The sequence below is a fragment of the Pseudomonas benzopyrenica genome (assembly GCF_036884265.1).
In the GTDB taxonomy this organism is placed as follows: domain Bacteria; phylum Pseudomonadota; class Gammaproteobacteria; order Pseudomonadales; family Pseudomonadaceae; genus Chryseomonas; species Chryseomonas benzopyrenica.
In genome coordinates this window covers 3,392,050-3,409,469 of record NZ_CP145723.1, presented here as the reverse complement: position 1 = coordinate 3,409,469, position 17,420 = coordinate 3,392,050, and the positions used below count along the sequence as shown (strand labels likewise).

13 protein-coding genes are annotated in these 17,420 nt (G+C 65.8%); 6 read left to right on the top strand and 7 right to left on the bottom strand.

The window, feature by feature from the left end:
* The first annotated feature begins 62 nt into the window (after positions 1 to 62).
* The 5 genes from tkt to V6W80_RS16110 all read left to right on the top strand — a co-directional run bounded on the left by tkt (position 63) and on the right by V6W80_RS16110 (position 8,399).
* Entirely contained in the window at positions 63 to 2,147 is a 2,085-nt protein-coding gene (gene tkt, locus V6W80_RS16130) for a transketolase (protein WP_338544804.1), read from the top strand.
* A complete protein-coding gene (locus V6W80_RS16125; protein ID WP_338544803.1) occupies positions 2,144 to 4,963 on the top strand; it encodes a bifunctional transaldolase/phosoglucose isomerase in 2,820 nt (939 codons plus the stop codon). The genes tkt and V6W80_RS16125 overlap by 4 nt, the downstream gene beginning before the upstream one ends.
* Positions 4,964 to 4,981: 18 nt before the next feature.
* A complete protein-coding gene (gene gnd / locus V6W80_RS16120) occupies positions 4,982 to 5,959 on the top strand; it encodes a phosphogluconate dehydrogenase (NAD(+)-dependent, decarboxylating) (RefSeq protein ID WP_017642029.1) in 978 nt (325 codons plus the stop codon).
* An 83-nt stretch (positions 5,960 to 6,042) separates the two neighbouring features.
* Positions 6,043 to 7,599: a glucose-6-phosphate dehydrogenase gene (gene zwf, locus V6W80_RS16115; RefSeq protein WP_338544802.1), complete on the top strand. Its 1,557-nt coding sequence runs from the start codon at positions 6,043 to 6,045 to the stop codon at positions 7,597 to 7,599.
* Complete coding sequence (locus V6W80_RS16110) at positions 7,581 to 8,399, top strand: HAD family hydrolase (RefSeq protein ID WP_338544801.1); 819 nt, start codon at positions 7,581 to 7,583, stop codon at positions 8,397 to 8,399. Before zwf ends, V6W80_RS16110 begins: the two co-directional genes overlap by 19 nt.
* A 211-nt stretch (positions 8,400 to 8,610) precedes the next feature.
* Here the strand turns inward: V6W80_RS16110 and V6W80_RS16105 are convergent, their stop codons facing one another.
* The gene (locus V6W80_RS16105; RefSeq protein WP_338544800.1) at positions 8,611 to 9,513 is read right to left on the bottom strand and encodes a LysR family transcriptional regulator; all 903 of its coding nucleotides are present in this window, start codon (positions 9,511 to 9,513) and stop codon (positions 8,611 to 8,613) included.
* A 162-nt stretch (positions 9,514 to 9,675) separates the two neighbouring features.
* Between V6W80_RS16105 and V6W80_RS16100 the strand changes: the two genes are divergently transcribed.
* On the top strand, positions 9,676 to 10,404 hold the full coding sequence (locus tag V6W80_RS16100) for an SDR family oxidoreductase (RefSeq protein WP_338544799.1): 729 nt from the start codon (positions 9,676 to 9,678) through the stop codon (positions 10,402 to 10,404).
* On the opposite strand, the gene V6W80_RS16095 is transcribed toward V6W80_RS16100, so the two are convergent.
* The 6 genes from V6W80_RS16095 to V6W80_RS16070 form a co-directional block, all read right to left on the bottom strand.
* Positions 10,401 to 11,321: a LysR family transcriptional regulator gene (locus V6W80_RS16095; RefSeq protein WP_338544798.1), complete on the bottom strand. Its 921-nt coding sequence runs from the start codon at positions 11,319 to 11,321 to the stop codon at positions 10,401 to 10,403. The genes V6W80_RS16100 and V6W80_RS16095 overlap by 4 nt on opposite strands.
* A 62-nt stretch (positions 11,322 to 11,383) precedes the next feature.
* Positions 11,384 to 12,382: an acyltransferase family protein gene (locus V6W80_RS16090; RefSeq protein WP_017642036.1), complete on the bottom strand. Its 999-nt coding sequence runs from the start codon at positions 12,380 to 12,382 to the stop codon at positions 11,384 to 11,386.
* Positions 12,383 to 12,738: 356 nt separating this feature from the next.
* A complete protein-coding gene (locus V6W80_RS16085) occupies positions 12,739 to 13,446 on the bottom strand; it encodes a GntR family transcriptional regulator (protein ID WP_064308347.1) in 708 nt (235 codons plus the stop codon).
* Positions 13,447 to 13,503: 57 nt separating this feature from the next.
* On the bottom strand, positions 13,504 to 14,529 hold the full coding sequence (locus V6W80_RS16080) for a proline racemase family protein (RefSeq protein ID WP_338544797.1): 1,026 nt from the start codon (positions 14,527 to 14,529) through the stop codon (positions 13,504 to 13,506).
* 10 nt (positions 14,530 to 14,539) lie between these two features.
* The gene (locus tag V6W80_RS16075) at positions 14,540 to 16,021 is read right to left on the bottom strand and encodes an aldehyde dehydrogenase family protein (protein WP_338544796.1); all 1,482 of its coding nucleotides are present in this window, start codon (positions 16,019 to 16,021) and stop codon (positions 14,540 to 14,542) included.
* Between the two features lie 13 nt (positions 16,022 to 16,034).
* Positions 16,035 to 17,294: an NAD(P)/FAD-dependent oxidoreductase gene (locus V6W80_RS16070; protein WP_338544795.1), complete on the bottom strand. Its 1,260-nt coding sequence runs from the start codon at positions 17,292 to 17,294 to the stop codon at positions 16,035 to 16,037.
* Between the last annotated feature and the right edge of the window lie 126 nt (positions 17,295 to 17,420).

Here is a 17,420-nt window from a genome sequence, read left to right as displayed (position 1 = left end):
CAGGGACCGTAAAGACCGTTTTCGCCGCGGGTGGCGTGTCTGCCAGCACGAGGACGCTTGCCATGGGTTCCACCGCACCTTCCAGCCCCAACGCCGACCAACTGACCATCAATACCATCCGTACCCTGTCCATGGACGCGGTACAGAAGGCCAACTCCGGCCACCCCGGTACGCCGATGGCCCTGGCCCCGGTCGGCCACACGCTGTGGAGCCGCTTCCTCCGCTATCACCCCGAGCATCCGGACTGGCCCAACCGAGACCGCTTCGTGCTGTCGGTCGGCCATGCCTCCATGCTGCTCTATTCGCTGCTGCACCTGGCCGGGGTCAAGGAAATCGACGAGCACGGCACCGCCACCGGCAAGGAGGCGGTCAGCCTCGACGACATCAAGCAATTCCGCCAGCTGGATTCCAAGACCCCGGGTCATCCCGAGTACCGCATGACCACCGGCATCGAGACCACCACCGGTCCGCTGGGGCAGGGCTGCGGCAACAGCGTCGGCATGGCGCTGGCGCAGAAGTGGCTGGCCGCCCGTTTCAACCAGCCGGGCGTGACGCTGTTCGACTATGACGTCTACGTCCTCTGCGGCGACGGCGACATGATGGAAGGCGTCACCGGCGAGGCGGCCTCCATGGCCGGCCACCTGGGCCTGGACAACCTTTGCTGGATCTACGACAACAACACCATCAGTATCGAAGGCCACACCGAACTGGCCTTCAGCGAGGACGTGGCCGAACGCTTCCGCGGCTATGGCTGGCACACCCTGCACGTCAAGGATGCCAACGACGCCGAAGCCCTGGCCGCCGCCCTGCATCGCTTCAAGGGCAATACCGGCAAGCCGACCTTGATCGTGGTCGACAGCCTCATCGGCTACGGCGCGCCCAACAAGCAGAACACCGCGGCGGCCCACGGCGAGCCCCTGGGCGCGGACGAGATCAAGCTGGCCAAGAAGGCCTATGGCTGGCCGGAGGACGCCGACTTCCTGGTGCCCGACGAAGCCCGTCACCACCTGCGCGACGCCCTGCTGGAACGTGCCAGCGGCCTTTACGAAGACTGGAACCGTGCCTTCGATCGCCTGCGTCAGGACGATCCGACCCGCGCCGATGAACTCCAGCGCATGCGCGCCGGTGAAATGCCGGAAGGGTGGGACGCCAAGCTGCCCAGCTTCGACACCGACGCCAAGGGCGTGGCCTCCCGCGAATCCGGTGGCAAGGCGCTCAATGCCTTCGCCCAAAACATTCCCTGGCTGGTCGGCGGCGCGGCGGACCTGGCGCCCTCGACCAAGACCAATCTCAAGTTTGACGGCGCGGGCAGCTTCTCCGCTCGTGAGCCGTCCGGGCGCAACATGCACTTCGGCATCCGCGAGCACGCCATGGGCTCCATCGCCAATGGCATGGCGCTCTGCTACCTGCGCAGCTTCACCGCCACCTTCCTGGTGTTCAGCGACTACATGAAGCCGCCGATCCGCCTGGCCTCCATCATGGAGCTGCCGGTGGTGTTCGTCTTCACCCACGACTCCATCGGCGTCGGCGAAGATGGCCCGACCCACCAGCCCATCGAGCACCTGGCGCAGCTGCGTGCCACGCCCGGTCTGCTGACCTTGCGTCCGGGCGATGCCAACGAAGCGGTGCAGGCCTGGAAGATCGCCCTGCAGCAGACCAATCGGCCCTCCTGCATGGTGCTGTCGCGCCAGCCGCTGCCGACCTTGGATCGCAGCAAATACGCCAGTGCCGAAGGCGTGGCCCAGGGGGCCTACGTGGTAGCCGATGCCGAGGGCGGTACGCCCCAGGTGATCCTCATGGCCACTGGCAGCGAACTGGGTCTGGCGATGCAGGCCTACGAGCAGCTCAAGGGCGAAGGCGTGAAGGCGCGGGTCGTCTCCATGCCCTGCTGGGAGCTGTTCGAAGAGCAGGACGAGGCCTACAAGCAGTCCGTGTTGCCCGACGAGGTCTTGGGCCGCGTCGCCATCGAACAGGCCGGTCCCCTGGGTTGGGAGCGCTATGTTGGGCGCAAAGGCGCCTCGGTCACCATGAGCACCTTCGGTGCCTCCGCGCCCATCGGCAAGCTGCAGGCGAAATATGGCTACACCGTGGAAAACGTGGTCAAGCTGGCCAAGGAACAGGCGCAACGTAAAGGGAGCGCCACATGAGCAATCCACTCAAACAGCTGACGGAGCAGGGCCAGGCGGTCTGGCTCGACTTCGTCAGCCGCGAGTTCCTCGCCAAGGGTGAGCTGCAGAAGCTGATCGAGCGTGACGGCCTGACGGGCGTCACCTCCAACCCCTCGATCTTCGAGAAAGCCATGGGCCACGGCAGCGACTACGATGCAAGCCTCGAGGCCTTCCTGGAACGTGCCGATGCCGAGCCGGTGGATGTCTACGAGCATCTGGCCATCGAGGACATCCAGCAGGCGGCCGACATCCTGCGGCCGGTCTATGACCGGCTTGAAGGACGCGATGGTTATGTGAGCCTGGAAGTTTCGCCCTATCTGGCGCTGGATACCCGTGCCACCCTGGACGAGGCGCGCCGCCTCTGGCAGGCGGTGAATCGGCCCAACCTCATGGTCAAGGTGCCCGGTACGCCCGAAGGGGCGGTGGCCATCCGCAAATTGGTCGAGGAGGGGATCAACGTCAACGTGACCCTGCTGTTCGATCGCAACGCCTATATGGCCGTGGCGGAGGCCTATATCGCGGGCCTGGAAGCACGGCTGCACCAGGGCAAGGACATCAGTCGGCTCGCCAGCGTTGCCAGCTTCTTCATCAGCCGGGTCGACGGTGTACTGGACAAACTGATCGACGAGCGCAAGGGCGAGGAGGCCGAACTGGGCGAGTTGCGTGGCAAGGTCGCCATCGCCAATGCCAAGCTGGCCTACCAGGACTACCAGCGGCTGATCCAGTCGCCACGCTGGAAGGTGCTGGAAGCCAAGGGCGCCCATCCGCAGCGACTACTGTGGGCCTCCACCGGCTCCAAGGATCCGGCCTATCCCGATACCCTCTATGTGGATCAGCTGATCGGTCCGGATACCGTCAACACCATGCCGCCCAAGACCATGGACGCCTTCCGCGACCATGGTACGGCAGCACCCATGTTGAGCACTGACATCGAAGCCGCACAGCGGGTGGTGGATGCCACTGCCCGTTTCGGGCTGGATCTCGATGGCGTGGCCAAGCGGTTGGTCAAGGACGGCGCCCGCCAATTCGAGGACGCCGCCGATGCCCTGTTGGGCGCGGTCGGCCAGAAGCGCCTCGATTTTCTCGGCGAGCGCCTGAATGCGGCGGACTATCGGCTGCCGCAGGATTTGAATGAAGCCGTCGAGGCTCGCCTCGACGAGGCACGACGTGAAGGCTGGTCGCGCCGGCTGTGGCAGGGTGATGCCTCGCTCTGGACCGGTCGCGACGAAGACCAGTGGGTCGGCTGGCTAGCCGCCGCCCAGGGGCGTCAAGCCGATCCCGTGGCCCTGAAGGCCTTGGCCGACGCCGTGCGAAAGGAAGGCCTGGATACCGTGGTGCTACTGGGCATGGGTGGTTCGAGCCTGGGCCCGGAAGTGCTGGCCAATACCCTGGGTACCGCTACGGGCGGACTCACCCTCAAGGTGCTGGATTCCACCGATCCGGCGCAGATCACCGCGCTGGAAGAGCAGTTGGACCTGCGCAAGACGCTGTTCCTGGTATCGAGCAAATCCGGCTCGACCCTGGAGCCGGAAATCCTGCGTGCCTATTTTCACCAGGCTGTCGAGCGCACGCTGGGCGCGGGTGAGGTGCAACAGCGCTTCGTCGCCATTACCGATCCCGGCTCCAAACTCGAAGCCAGCGCCACGGCCGAAGGCTACCGGGCCATTTTCCAGGGCGATCCCCACATCGGTGGGCGCTATTCGGTGCTGTCGGTGTTCGGCATGGTGCCTCTGGCGCTGCTCGGGCACTCGGTGGCCGATTTCTTTCAGGTGACCCAGCCCATGGTGCTGGCCTGCGGTCCCAGTGCGCCGCCTGCCATCAACCCCGGTATCCGTCTCGGCGTGGTCCTGGGCGAGGCGGTGCGTGCCGGACGCGACAAGGTCACCCTGATCGCCTCGCCGGGTGTCGCCAGTCTGGGGGCCTGGCTGGAGCAGTTGCTGGCCGAAAGCACCGGCAAACAGGGCAAGGGCATCATCCCGGTGGACCTGGAGCCCCTCGGAGAGCCAGGCGTTTACGGTAGGGACCGGGTGTTCGTCAGCCTGGTGCTGGCCGGGGAAGAAGACGCCGAGCGCGACAGTCGCCTGCAGGCCCTGGCCGCCGCGGGGCATCCGGTAGTGGACATCCGTCTGGCCCGTGCCGAGCTGATCGGTCAGGAATTCTTCCGTTGGGAGGTGGCTACCGAAGTAGCGGGTGCCGTCATCGGCATCAATCCCTTCGATCAGCCCGACGTGGAAGCCAGCAAGATCAAGACCCGTGCGCTAACCGATGGCTATGAGCGCGACGGTCGCCTGGCCGGTGATGAGCCGCTGCTGGAGGAGGGTGCCCTGACGCTGTTCGGCGATGCCGACCTGCAGGGGCAGGACACCGCCCGCGCGGCGATCAAGGCGCACCTGGCGCGTCTGCAGCCCGGCGACTACCTGGCGGTGCTGGCCTATCTGGAGCGCAATGCCGTGCACGAGGAGGCCTTGAGCGCCATGCGTGATAGCATTCGCGACAGCAAGCGCGTAGCGACCGTCGGCGGCTTCGGCCCCCGCTTTCTGCACTCCACGGGACAGGCCTACAAGGGCGGTCCCAACTCGGGTGTATTCATCCAGATTACCGCCGATGCCCAGAACGACCTGGAGATTCCAGGGCGGAGTCTGAGCTTTGGTATCGTCGAGGCCGCCCAGGCCAAGGGCGACCTCGAGGTGCTGGCCGAACGGGGACGGCGCTATCTGCGCGTGCATATCAAGGGCGGCGACATCGACGCCGGCCTGCAACAAATCGTCGAACTGGTCGAGGCGGCGGTCGCCTGACCTCAAGGAGTCATCAGCATGCAATTGGGAATCATCGGACTGGGCCGCATGGGCGGCAATATCGCACGGCGTTTGATGAAGCATGGGCATGAAGTCGCGGTCTATGACCGCAGTGCCGAAACCGTGGCCGGCCTCGGCCAGGAAGGCGCCATCACCGCCGACAGCCTGGACGGTGTCATCGCCGCCCTGGCACAGCCGCGGGCCATCTGGGTCATGCTGCCGGCCGGCGAGCCGACCGAGCAGACCATCGCCGAGCTGGCCGACCGCCTGGCTCCCGGTGACGTCATCATCGATGGCGGCAACACCTACTACAAGGACGATATCCGTCGCGCCAAGACCCTGGCCGAGAAAGGCATCGACTATGTCGACGTCGGCACCTCCGGTGGCGTCTGGGGCCTGGAGCGTGGCTATTGCATGATGATCGGCGGCAAGTCCGAAGCCGTCGAGCGCCTGGAGCCCATCTTCGAAGCCCTTGCCCCTGGCTATGGCAGCATCGAGCGTACCCGTGGCCGCAACGCCCCGGATGAGCGGGCCGAGCGCGGCTTCATCTTTACCGGTCCGGCCGGTTCCGGTCACTTCGTCAAGATGGTGCACAACGGCATCGAATACGGCCTGATGCAGGCCTATGCCGAGGGCTTCGACATCCTCAAGATGAAGAACAGCAGCAAGCTGCCGGAAGACGAGCGCTTCGACCTGGACCTGGCCGACATCGCCGAGGTCTGGCGTCGTGGCAGCGTGGTGTCCTCCTGGCTGCTGGACCTGACCGCCCAGGCCCTGGCCGGTGACGTCGAACTGGAGAAATTCTCCGGCTCGGTGGCCGACAGCGGTGAAGGCCGCTGGACCATCGAAGCGGCCATCGAGGAAGCGGTACCGGTCAACGTCCTGTCCGCCGCCCTCTATGCGCGTTTCCGCTCCCGCCAGCAAGCCACCTACGCCGACAAGCTGCTGTCGGCCATGCGTTTCGGCTTCGGCGGCCACGTCGAAATCCCGCAATAAAACCCCGGCCGTTCCCCTGTGGAGCGGCCACGGGCCGCGTCCCGGGGGACGGCACCAGCCGCCCTCGTGGATAAGGCCCCGTCATGACCGATTCTCCTGCCGTCAAACCCAGCACCGCCGCCCAGGCGCGCCGCTCCTGCACCAAGGCACCCACCGCACCGCCAGCCACGCTCTTTCTGTTCGGCGCCAATGGCGATCTGGTCAAGCGACTGCTGATCCCCTCGCTGTACAACCTGCTGCGTGACGGTCTGCTCGACGACCGCACCCAGATCATCGGCGTCGATCACAATCCCAACACCGACGAAGGTTTTGCCGACCGGCTGGAAGCCTTCATCCGCGACCAGGCCGAAGCCAAGGGCAAGTCCCGGGACGAGGCGCTGGATGCCGATCTCTGGGGCCAGCTGCGTGGGCGCATCCGCTATCTGCAGGGCGATTTCCTCGAAGACGCCACCTACCAGGCGGTAGGCGAGCGCATTGCCCAGGCCGACACCGACAACGCCGTCTTCTACCTGGCCACCGCCGCGCGCTTCTTTGGCGATGTGGCCGAGCGCCTGGGCAAGGCCGGGCTGCTGGAAGAACGCGAAGACGCCTACCGCCGACTGGTGGTGGAAAAGCCCTTTGGCGCCGACTTGGCCAGCGCCCAGGCGCTCAACCAGCGCCTGCTGGCGAACATGGAAGAAAAGCAGATCTATCGGATCGACCACTACCTGGGCAAGGAGACGGTGCAGAACATCCTGGTCAGCCGTTTCTCCAACGCCCTGTTCGAATCGTTCTGGAACAACCACTACATCGACCATGTGCAGATCACCGCAGCGGAAACCGTGGGCGTGGAGTCGCGTGGCGATTTCTACGAGAAGACTGGCACCCTGAGGGACATGGTGCCCAATCATCTGTTCCAGCTGCTGGCCATGGTCGCCATGGAGCCGCCGGCGTCCTTCAACGCCACCTCGGTGCGCGATGAGAAGGCCAAGGTGGTGGGTGCCATCCGGCCCCAGACCACCGAAGAGGCCCTGGTCAATTCGGTGCGCGGTCAGTACGCCGCCGGGACCATGAATGACAAGCCGGTGAAAGGCTATCGCGAGGAAGAGCGGGTCGATCCGCAAAGCCAGACCGAGACCTATGTGGCGCTCAAGCTGTTCGTCGATAACTGGCGTTGGGCCGGGGTGCCCTTCTACCTACGTACCGGCAAACGCCTGACCGCGCGCGACACCGAGATCGCCATCTGCTTCAAGCACGCGCCCTATGCGCAATTCCGCGATACCAAGATTGACCGGATGAAGCCCAACTACCTGATCATCCAGATCCAGCCCGATGAAGGCATGTGGTTCGATTTCCATGCCAAGCGCCCGGGGCCCCTGGTGGAGCTGGAAAACATCCGCATGGGCTTCGCCTATACCGACTTCTTCGAGATGCAGCCGTCCACCGGCTACGAAACTCTGATCTACGATTCCCTGATCGGTGACCAGACGCTGTTCCAGCGCGCCGACAACATCGAGAACGGTTGGCGCGCCGTGCAGCCGTTCCTCGACGCCTGGCAGCAGGGCGGTGAGGTGGAAAGCTATGCCGCGGGCAGCGCCGGTCCCGCCGGTGCCGACGAACTTCTGCAAAAGGACGGCCGCTCATGGCATCCCCTGACCTGATCCCCATCGACCTGCTGGTGTCGGATATCGATGGCACCCTGGTGCGTGACGACAAGAGCCTGAGCGAGGCGGTGATCGCTGCCGTCAAGCGGCTCCAGGCGTCTGGTAAAGCCATCACCCTGGTCAGCAGCCGCCCTCCGCGGGCGCTGCTGCCGCTGGTGCGGCAGCTGGGCATCGACCAGGCGGTGGCCGGGTTCAATGGCGGCAATCTGGTGGAAGCGGATGGCACCCTGATCCGCGCCCATCGGTTGGCGGAGCAGGTTACCCGCGAGGTGCTGGAGCGCCTTGAGCGCGAGGCCTTCGAAGTCTGGCTGTTCGCCGACGACCTCTGGCTGACCCGCGACGGGGAGGGGCCCTACGTCCTCCGCGAGACCCGGGCACTGGGCTATGGCCCCACCGTCGTGGACTCCTTCGAACCCTACTTGGATCGCGTCGACAAGATCGTCGCGGCCGGTAGCGATCACGCCGGCCTGGAAGCCCTGGAGGGCGAACTGGGTGAGCGGCTGGGGGAGGGCGCCACGGTATTGCGCTCCCAGCTCTATTACCTCGACATCACCCACCCCAAGGCCAACAAGGGCGATGCCCTCATCGAGCTGGCCCAAGCCGCGGGCGTGCCCGTGGCGCGCACTGCGGCCATTGGCGATGGCAGCAACGACGTGCCCATGTTCCGCCAGGCGGGCCTGGCCATCGCCATGGGCCAGGCCGGCGCAGGAGTGCGGGAAGCGGCCGACCGGGTCACCGCCAGCAATCAGGAAGACGGCCTGGCCCAGGCCATCGATCGGTGGATCCTGGGGAGCTGATGGCTGGTTGGTGATGTTGGGCTTCGCTGCGCTCAACCCAACCTACAGGACTACCGACACGTAGGTTGGGTTGAGCGCCGCGAAGCCCAACAAGGCTCACCCTCGACCATGTGGAAAAGGCTGCGCCATTTACCTCCTTGCTACAGGGCCCGCCTGTGCGCCTCCTCTCTCCTTGGGAAAGGGCCGGGGTGAGGGCCGCCCAAACCCCGCGCTATCCCTCGTTCTCCTCCCGATACCCCCGCACATGCTCCACCAGCGCCCGCAGCTTGGGCGCCAGGTTGTGGCGATTCGGATAGTAGAGATAGAAGCCGGGAAAGGGCGGCAGGTAATCTTCCAGCACCCGCTCCAGTTCGCCACGGTCCAGATAGGGCCTGAAGGTGTCCTCCATGCCAAAGGTGATGCCGCCGCCGGCCAGGGCGGTGCGTACCATCAGCAGCATGTCGTTGGTGGTGATCCGGGGTGCAACCGCCACATCGAAGGCGCGACCGTTCTCGCTGAATTCCCAGCGCCAGGGCGCCACCTCCGGTGCCGGGCGCCAGCCGATGCAGCGGTGGTCCGCCAGGTCACGCGGATGCCGAGGTCGGCCATGACGGGCGAAATAGCCTGGGGTCGCCACCGCCACTTCGCGCTGCGGTCCGGTCACTGGAATGGCGATCATATCCTGCTCGATCACCTCGCCCAGCCGTACGCCGGCATCGAAACCACGGGCGACGATATCGAATTCCTCGTCGGTAACGGTGATGTCCAGGGTCACCTCCGGATAGGCCTCGACGAAGCCGGCCAGCAGCGGGCCATCGAGAAAGCGCTCGGCGATGGAGGTGACCGCGACCCGCAACAGGCCCCGCGGTGGTCCGGCGTGGCTAGCGTCTTCCAGGGCGCCCAGCAGACCGGCCAGGGGGCCTGCGACCTGCCGTTGCAAGCGTTCACCGGCCTCGGTCAGGCGCACGCTACGGGTGGTGCGCTGCACCAGCGAACTGCCCAGTTCGTCTTCCAGACGGCGGATGGCCTGGCTGACCGCGGAGCGACTGACGCCCAGGCGATCAGCTGCCACCCGGAAATTCTCGGCCGTGGCCACCACGACGAAGACCTTGAGCAGATTCAGATCAGTGTGCATTGGTGAGTCTGGCTAACCATGGCAGTCAGGAGCGGGGGAATTATCACGACAATGAGCCTTCGCTAAGGTGGTGGCAAGCCTGGAAGGGCGCAGTGCTGGAAGGGCACGCAGCCGACCAGCAGGTCGTCCAGGCAATCCACCCCAATTCGAAAGGAACACCTCATGACTATCGATAAGGTCGTACTCATCACCGGCGCCTCCAGTGGCATAGGCGCGGGCATCGCGCGTGAACTGGGCGCGGCCGGCTGCAAGCTGCTGCTTGGCGCTCGCCGTATCGACAGGTTGGAGGCCCTGGCAGCCGAGATCAACGCCGCGGGTGGCGAAGCCACCTGCCGCCGGCTGGATGTCACCGACAGCGCCGACGTGGCCGCCTTCGCCGAGGCGGCTCGCGAGCGCTGGGGTCGGGTGGACGTCATCGTCAACAACGCCGGCATCATGCCGCTGTCGCCCCTGGCCTCGCTCAAGACCGAAGAGTGGATGCAGATGGTCGACGTCAACATCAAGGGCGTGCTCAACGGCATCGCCGCGGTGCTGCCGGAATTCACCGCGCGCGGCGCTGGCCACGTCATCAACCTGGGCTCCATCGGTGCCCTGTCGGTGGTGCCCACGGCAGCGGTCTACTGCGCCACCAAGCATGCGGTACGGGCGATCTCCGAAGGACTGCGGCAGGAGCGTGACGATCTGCGGGTCACCTGCATCCATCCGGGCGTGGTGGAAAGCGAGCTGGCCTCGACCATTACCGATCCGGCGGCGCGAGCGATGATGGATGGCTACCGCGCCATCGCTCTGCAACCCGACGCCATCGGCCGGGCTGTGCGCTACGCCATCGAGCAGCCGGAAGACGTGGACGTCAACGAGATCGTCGTCCGCCCGACCCGCAGCGCCAACTAGACCGTTTCGGCCAGGGCTTCGAGAAAGCGCTCCAACACCAGATTCGGTCGCCGACCCTTGCGGGTGACGGCGGCCAGGGTGGTGTCGAAGTGGAAGCGTTCGGGATTGAGGGCGCGCAACTGGCCCTGGGCCACCCAGGGCTGGGCGACGTGGTCGGGCAGGTAGCCGATGTAGCAGCCGGTGAGGATGAGAAAGGCCACGCCTTCGCGATCCGAGGCCCGCGCCGTGCAATTCAGCGCGGCATGGCGCTCGTGGCCGTCCTGGTTGAGCAGATGGTTGGGGCCTACCGCATCCTGGGCGGCCAGGGTGCTCTTGTCCAGCGCCGCGTCGGTCACCGCGAACAGCGGATGACTGCGGCTGCAATAGAGCAGCGCGCGCTCTTCGTAGAGCGGCAGGTAGTCCAGACCGGCCAGGGCATTGATTAGCGGCAGCACGCCCAGGTGCAGGTGGCCGTCGAGCACGCCGGTCTCGATCTCGCCGGGCAGGGTCATGCCAATGTTGACCACCACCCCCGGCGCAGTACGCTTGAGCGCCGCCAGGGCATGGGTGATGCGCATGTGCGGCTGGGTCACCAGGTTGTTGATGATGCCTAGGTTCAGCTCGCCACGCAGGTGCTGGTGCAGCTGGTTGACCTCGCTGCGAAAGCCTTCCAGGGCGGCGAACAGCGACTGGCTGGCCTTGAGCACTTCGCGGCCTTCGTCGGTCAGCGAGAAACCGGCGCGACCGCGCTGGCAGAGGCGCATGCCCAGGCGCTTTTCCAGGTCGTTCATGTGCAGGCTGATGGCCGAGCGGGTGATGCCCAGGCGACCTTCGGCGGCGGTGAAGCTGCCGCATTCCACCACCGTCTTGAACAGCCGCAGCAGGCGGATCTCGAAATCGCCGACTTGGGCGAGCAGGGCCTTGCGCGTCGTCTTCATGGCTGCCACCGCAAATGCGGGACAGCATAAGGCGCCGCTTGGCACGGCGCCAGCGACTGGCTTCAGGCGCCGATCAACACCCGGCTGCGCTGCTGGCTGACCTGCTTGACCAGCCAGACCGCGGCGATGCAGCAGAGCAAGGTGATCAATGTCAGGCACAGGCGAGTGCCCAGGTACTGGGCGAAGTTCTGCTCACCCAGCAGGCGACCCAGCACCCGGTAGGCACCAGCCAGATAGCCGTGCAGAAAATAGATGGCGAAGCTGTAGGCACCGAGCAGGGCCATGCCCTTGGCCAGACGGCCGTCCGTACGTCCCGTGGTCTTGACCTGCTGGCTGAAGACGGCGAAGAGCAACAGGCACAGCGCCAGTTTCTGCAGGCCATAGAAGGCACTGTCGAGTACCGCCGCACCGCTCAGCAGCACCAGGGCCGCCAGCAGCCAGTAGCGCGCCTGAGGGCGCTGCAGGCGTTCGCGCTGTTCGCAGGCCAGCATGCCGCAGAGGTAGATCGGCAGGAAATGCAGGGCGGCCAGCAGCGGATCGGCATCATTGGCCGGGCGGTCGGACACCAGGAAATAGAGCAGGCCGACCATGGTCGCCGCCGGCAACAGGCCACGCTGGACGATCCACTCCAGGACCGGCGCGAGCAGGAAGATCAGCGTCAGTGCCGGGATGAACCACAGCGGGCCCAGGTGGGCGCCAGTGGCCAGCAGCAGGGCGGTCTGGGCGAAGGGCGGCCAGTCATGGAAGGCGTTCATGTCGATCCACTCGTGCTCCTGCTTGAGCCCGGAAACATAGAGCAGCACGGCAGGAATCGAGATCAGCAGGTAGGGCAGGATGACGTTCTGCAGCTTCTTGCCCAGATAGACCTGGTAGCTGTATTTGCCGAGGTTGTAGCGAAAGAAGAAACCGGAGAGGGCGACGAAGATGCAGGTGGTTTCCAGCGATAGCAGATTCAATGCGATCTGCTGGTGCTCGGTGGTCTGGTAGCTGCCCACGGTCATATGGTGGAAAACGATGAGGACGGCCGCCAGGCCGCGGATCCAGTTGAGCTGAATCAGCATGGAGAGGTTTCCTTGAGGAATAGGTAAACCACGCGCTCTGCCTCGGGGGAGGGGCACGGGTTAGCGAAAGCGGACAGTGGGGTACGCGGCAGAGACGGCGGACAGGCTACCGCGCCCGGCAGGACTACGCGCCGGGAAAAGAGGTGAGGCGAGGAGGCCTCGGCGCCACGGGACTACGGTGGCAGGCGGCCAGCTTAAAGTGTTTCAGGCAAATTACTGATCACTAATCAAATTTGTTGTTTTCAAGATGTTTCTGTCGATGCAGTTGGCACGCCCATGACCTCTGGCCAGGGGTTTCTCAGTCATGGATCGAAGCTGACGTTGGGTCTGGCAGACACACCAAGCAGGGCTCACTGTCAGCCGACTGCCATACCGCGCAACAGATCCTGTTCGAGAAAGCTGAGAAAGCGCTGGCGGAACAGCATGGTGTGTTCATGGGCCGCGGCTTCGGCCTCGTCGCCGTCCTGGTGTTCGATGGCGGCGACGATACGATCATGGTCGCGACCGAGCTGGGTGGAGCCAGCACTGTTCATGATGTAGTCGAAGTGCAGGTGCAGCAGTCGCTGTCCCTCGCCCAGCAATCGGTCGTAGCTGGCCGTGAGATAGGCATTCTTGCCGGCACGGGCGATCTCCAGGTGGAAAGCCTTGTTCAGTTCCGACATGGCCTGGAAGTCACCGCTGGCGACCGCGTCCAGGTAGCGCGCGTCCGCCTGTTTGATCAGGTCCAGCTCGCGCGGTGTCCGCCGGATGGCGGCCAGGCGGGTTACGGCGCGCTGCAACAGATCCAGCGCGGACACGTAGTTGGGGAATTCCTCGATCTCGAAGGGCGTTACCAGCAGGGTGCGATTGGGCAGGATGGTGACCAGGCCCTCGCTTGCCAGGCGCGCCAGGGCGTCACGGACCGGCGAGCGTGACAGCCCGAACTGGGTGGCCAGCGATGTTTCGTCCAGGGGCATCCCTGGTTTGAGCTGCAGGGTGAGAATCTGCCGGCGCAGCTCTTCATAGATGTAACGCCCACCGTGACGGCGGGCGGCAACGGTGGGATCAGCGTCTTTGGGAGCCATCGAGGAGTTCTTCACGCTCGGAGGTTGGAGGGCCAGTCTAGCATCGCGTTTGCAGCGCTAACCGAACCCGGCGCCCCAGGTATCGCTGAGCATGAAGCCGGCGGCGAGCGGATCATCCGGATCAATGCCGAGTTGCTGTAGCCCATAGAGCCAGGCACGCCCGGTGACCCTGGGCAGGACCGCTGGCCGACCCGCCACTTCGGTCAGTCCGCGCAAGCCAAGCGTGAATTCGCCGCCAATGGTCGAGCGTGAGGTGAGCTGATCGCCTACCGCGACCAGTCCGCGCGCGGCGAGGGTGGCCAGATTCGCCGAGCTGCCGGTGCCGCAGGGCGAGCGATCCACCCGGCCTGGCGGCAGGGTGGTGCAGGTCTGGTAGGTGCGGGCGTCCAGGCGCTTGCGGAACATCACGTAGGCGATTTCGTTCACGCTGGACAGCAGGGGATGCTGAACGCGGACCTGCCGCCCGATCTCGTGCTTTAGTTCTACGCCGAGTTCGGCCAGCTCTCGGGCATGCTCCGGTGCGATGCTCAGCCCGACCTGATCGACATCGATCAGCGCGTAGTAGACCCCACCGAAGGCCACGTCTACCGTCAGGGTGCCATGCTGGGCGGTAGGGACCTGCAGATCCAGCGCCTCGACGAAGGCCGGCACCATGTCCAGGGAGACATTCAGGCAGCGGCCGTCACGGCACTCGGCCTGGGCCACCACCAGACCGGCCGGTGTATCCAGCGTCACGGTGGTCAGCGGCTCCTGCATCGGCAGGATACCCAGCTCCAGCAGCGCCGTGACCACGCAGATGCAGTTGCTGCCCGACATGGGATGGGCCTTGTCCGCCTGCAGCACGATGAACCCCGCCTGGGCCTCCGGGCGGGTCGGCGGCAGCAGCAGATTGACCGACATCTGCAGGCAGCCCCGCGGCTCCAAGGTCACCAGGCGCCGCAGGCTGTCATCCACCTCGTTGATATGGTTCATCTTGTCGAGCATGGTCCGCCCGGGCACGTCCAGCACGCCCCCGGTGATGACCTTGCCGATCTCGCCTTCGCAGTGGACTTCCGCCAGCTGCAGGGTCTTCTTCCAGCGCATGATGGGCGTCCTATTTGATGTACCAGCCCCAGGGCTGGTCGCTGTCGTAACGGGTGATCTGCTTGGTTTCCAGGTAGTTCTGCAGACCCCATTCACCCAGTTCGCGACCGATGCCGCTCTGCTTGTAGCCGCCCCAGGGCGCCTCGGTAAAGGTCGGCTGCGAGCAGTTGATCCAGACGATGCCGGCACGCAGTGCGCGGGCCACCCGCTCGCAACGGTCCAGGTCGCGAGACATCACCGCGGCGGCCAGTCCGAAGCGGGAATCGTTGGCGCTGCGCACCGCCTCGGCTTCGCTGTCGAAGGGCCGCACGCAGACCACCGGGCCGAAGATTTCCTCGCGCCAGATCCAGCTGTCCTCGGCCATATCGGCGAAGACCGTGGGTTGCACGTAGTACCCGGTGGGCAGCTGCGTGGGACGCCTACCGCCGGTGACCAGGCGGGCGCCTTCCTCTTCCCCCCGGGCGATGGCGGCCAGTACCTTCTCGTGCTGGCCACGGCTCACCAGGGGGCCCAGCAGCACGCCGGATTCGAGCCCCGGACCGATGGTGATGCGCTGGGCTTCCTGGGCCAGACGCTGCAGCAGCGGTTCATAGAGATCTCGCTGCACCAGGACGCGCGAGGTAGCCGAACAGACCTCGCCCTGGTTCCAGAAGATGCCGAACAGGATCCATTCGACCGCTGCTTCCAGGTCGGCGTCGGCGAAGATGACGAAGGGCGATTTACCGCCCAGCTCCAGGCTGATGTTTTTGATGTCGCGGGCCGCGGCCTGCATGATCCGGCTGCCGGTGGGCACGCTGCCGGTAAAGGCCAGCTTGTCGACGTCTGGATGCTCGGCCAGCGGAGCGCCCGCTTCGGCCCCCAGGCCGGTGACCACGTTGAGCACGCCGGCAGGCAGCCCGGCCTGGTGGCAGATGTCGGCCAGTTCCAGGGCGGTCAGCGGGGTCAGTTCCGAGGGCTTGAGCACCAGGGTGCAGCCGGCGGCCAGGGCCGGGGCGACCTTCCAGGCGGCCATCAGCAGCGGAAAGTTCCAGGGAATGATGGCCCCGGCCACGCCGATGGGTTCCTGGCGTGCGACGGCGCTGAAGCGCGCATCGCTCAGGGTGATGGCGCGCTCGCGGTCGCGGTCCAGGCGTTCGGCCTGGTCGGCGTAGAAGTCGAAGCAGCCAGCCGCGTCGCCGATGTCCCATAGCGCTTCGGGAAGCGGTTTGCCGTTGTCGCGCACCTCCAGTTCGGCGAGTTGCTGCTGGCGCTCACGGATCGTCGCCGCGATGCGGCGCAGCACCGTCGCCCGTTCGGCACCGCTCTGTCGCGGCCAGGGGCCTTCGTCGAAGGCACGGCGGGCCGCGCGCACGGCCAGGTCGATGTCCTCGGCGGTCGCCGCGGCGACCTGGGCAAGGAGTGTCTCGAGGGCCGGGTCGAAGGTCTCGAAGGTGCCGCCGCGCAGGGGGCGCACCCATTGGCCGTCGATGTACAGGTGGTCATAGGAAGCCATCGGCGAAGTCCTGTCAGAAGCGCGAGGCGCGGAAAGGGTGGAGGTCGAGGGAGGTGGCACGACCGCTGGCGAGATCGGCGATGAGTCGCCCGGTGGTGGCGCCCAGGGTCAGGCCGAGTTGGCCATGGCCGAAGGCGAGCAGTACGTTGGGCAGGCGCTGGCTGCGGTCGATGATCGGTTTGGTGTCGGGCAGGAAGGGGCGATAGCCGACGCCGTATTCGAAGTCGGTCGTACGCAGCTGCGGCAGCACGCGCCGTGCCTTTTCCAGGATGATGTCGGCCCGGGCGAAGTTGGGTTTAGCGCCTTCACCGGCGAATTCGATGGTGCCGCCGATCTGCAGCCCGCGCGTCATGGGCGCGAAGCAGAAACCGCCATCGGCATAGATGGTGGAGTGGTGGATTTCGACCTCGGGCTCTGGCAGGACCACCTGGTAGCCGGCGATTCCCGCCAGGGGGATGGAGAGTCCGAGTTGGCCGAAGAAGGCCCGTGAGCCATTGCCTGCGGCGATGACCACTCGCTCGGCCGGCAGTCGTCTTCCGTCGGCCAGGGTCACCCCGGTGGCCTGACCCTGATGTTCGTCGAGGCGCGCGACTCGTTCGCGGATCCGACGTCCGCCAGCCTGCTCGAAGCTGGCGGTGAGGGCGGCGATGAAGCCTTCGGTGTCGCTGACCGCGCGCCAGTCGGGAAACAACAGACCGTGCTTGAAGCGGCCGGCCAGGGACGGTTCCAGATCGGCGATGGCGGCGGCGTCCAGTTCTTCCACCTGAAAGCCCAGCCGCTCGCGCAGCTCGAAATGATGGCGCTCCTGGGCCAGTCCCTGGGGCGTATCGAAGACCTCGAGAATGGGGCGCTCGCCAAGCAGGCGCTTGTCAGGACAGGCCTCCAGCAGCACGGCGTAGTCGTGGTAGACCTCCCGGGTCAGGGTCGCCAGCTCCGCGGCGATCGCCTGGATGCGCGTGGGCCGGGCGCAGGCCAGGAAGCGCAGGAACCACGGCAGGATGCCGGGTAAGGCACTGGGCCGCAGGGCCAGCGGACCCTGTTGATCCAGCAGCCAGCCGGGGATCTTCTTCAGGATGCCCGGCTTGGAAAGGGGGACCACCTCGCTGACGGCCATCTGGCCGCAGCTCCACTTGGCCGTGCTGTCGCCCGGTGCGGCGGGATCGATCAGCGTGACCGCCAGGCCATCGCGTTGCAGCCAGAGGGCGCAGCACACCCCGACGATACCGCCCCCGACGACGATCGCGGTCCTGGGAACGCATGACTCCTGATTCATAGTGCTCTCTCGCTGGATGACTGCCTGACGCGCGGACCGGATGGCCAACCCTGCCAGGCCGGCACAGAGTCGTCCACGCTAGGGGCGCAAGACGCCGCTCGCGTTCTCCACACCTGGCCTTGGGCG

Excerpts from the sequence above, each read along its gene's own strand:
- tkt (WP_338544804.1), top strand. The coding sequence starts at position 63 with ATGGGTTCCACCGCACCTTCCAGCCCCAACGCCGACCAACTGACCATC.
- V6W80_RS16125 (WP_338544803.1), top strand. The coding sequence starts at position 2,144 with ATGAGCAATCCACTCAAACAGCTGACGGAGCAGGGCCAGGCGGTCTGG.
- gnd (WP_017642029.1), top strand. The coding sequence starts at position 4,982 with ATGCAATTGGGAATCATCGGACTGGGCCGCATGGGCGGCAATATCGCA.
- zwf (WP_338544802.1), top strand. The coding sequence starts at position 6,043 with ATGACCGATTCTCCTGCCGTCAAACCCAGCACCGCCGCCCAGGCGCGC.
- V6W80_RS16110 (WP_338544801.1), top strand. The coding sequence starts at position 7,581 with ATGGCATCCCCTGACCTGATCCCCATCGACCTGCTGGTGTCGGATATC.
- V6W80_RS16105 (WP_338544800.1), bottom strand. The coding sequence starts at position 9,513 with ATGCACACTGATCTGAATCTGCTCAAGGTCTTCGTCGTGGTGGCCACG.
- V6W80_RS16100 (WP_338544799.1), top strand. The coding sequence starts at position 9,676 with ATGACTATCGATAAGGTCGTACTCATCACCGGCGCCTCCAGTGGCATA.
- V6W80_RS16095 (WP_338544798.1), bottom strand. The coding sequence starts at position 11,321 with ATGAAGACGACGCGCAAGGCCCTGCTCGCCCAAGTCGGCGATTTCGAG.
- V6W80_RS16090 (WP_017642036.1), bottom strand. The coding sequence starts at position 12,382 with ATGCTGATTCAGCTCAACTGGATCCGCGGCCTGGCGGCCGTCCTCATC.
- V6W80_RS16085 (WP_064308347.1), bottom strand. The coding sequence starts at position 13,446 with ATGGCTCCCAAAGACGCTGATCCCACCGTTGCCGCCCGCCGTCACGGT.
- V6W80_RS16080 (WP_338544797.1), bottom strand. The coding sequence starts at position 14,529 with ATGCGCTGGAAGAAGACCCTGCAGCTGGCGGAAGTCCACTGCGAAGGC.
- V6W80_RS16075 (WP_338544796.1), bottom strand. The coding sequence starts at position 16,021 with ATGGCTTCCTATGACCACCTGTACATCGACGGCCAATGGGTGCGCCCC.
- V6W80_RS16070 (WP_338544795.1), bottom strand. The coding sequence starts at position 17,294 with ATGAATCAGGAGTCATGCGTTCCCAGGACCGCGATCGTCGTCGGGGGC.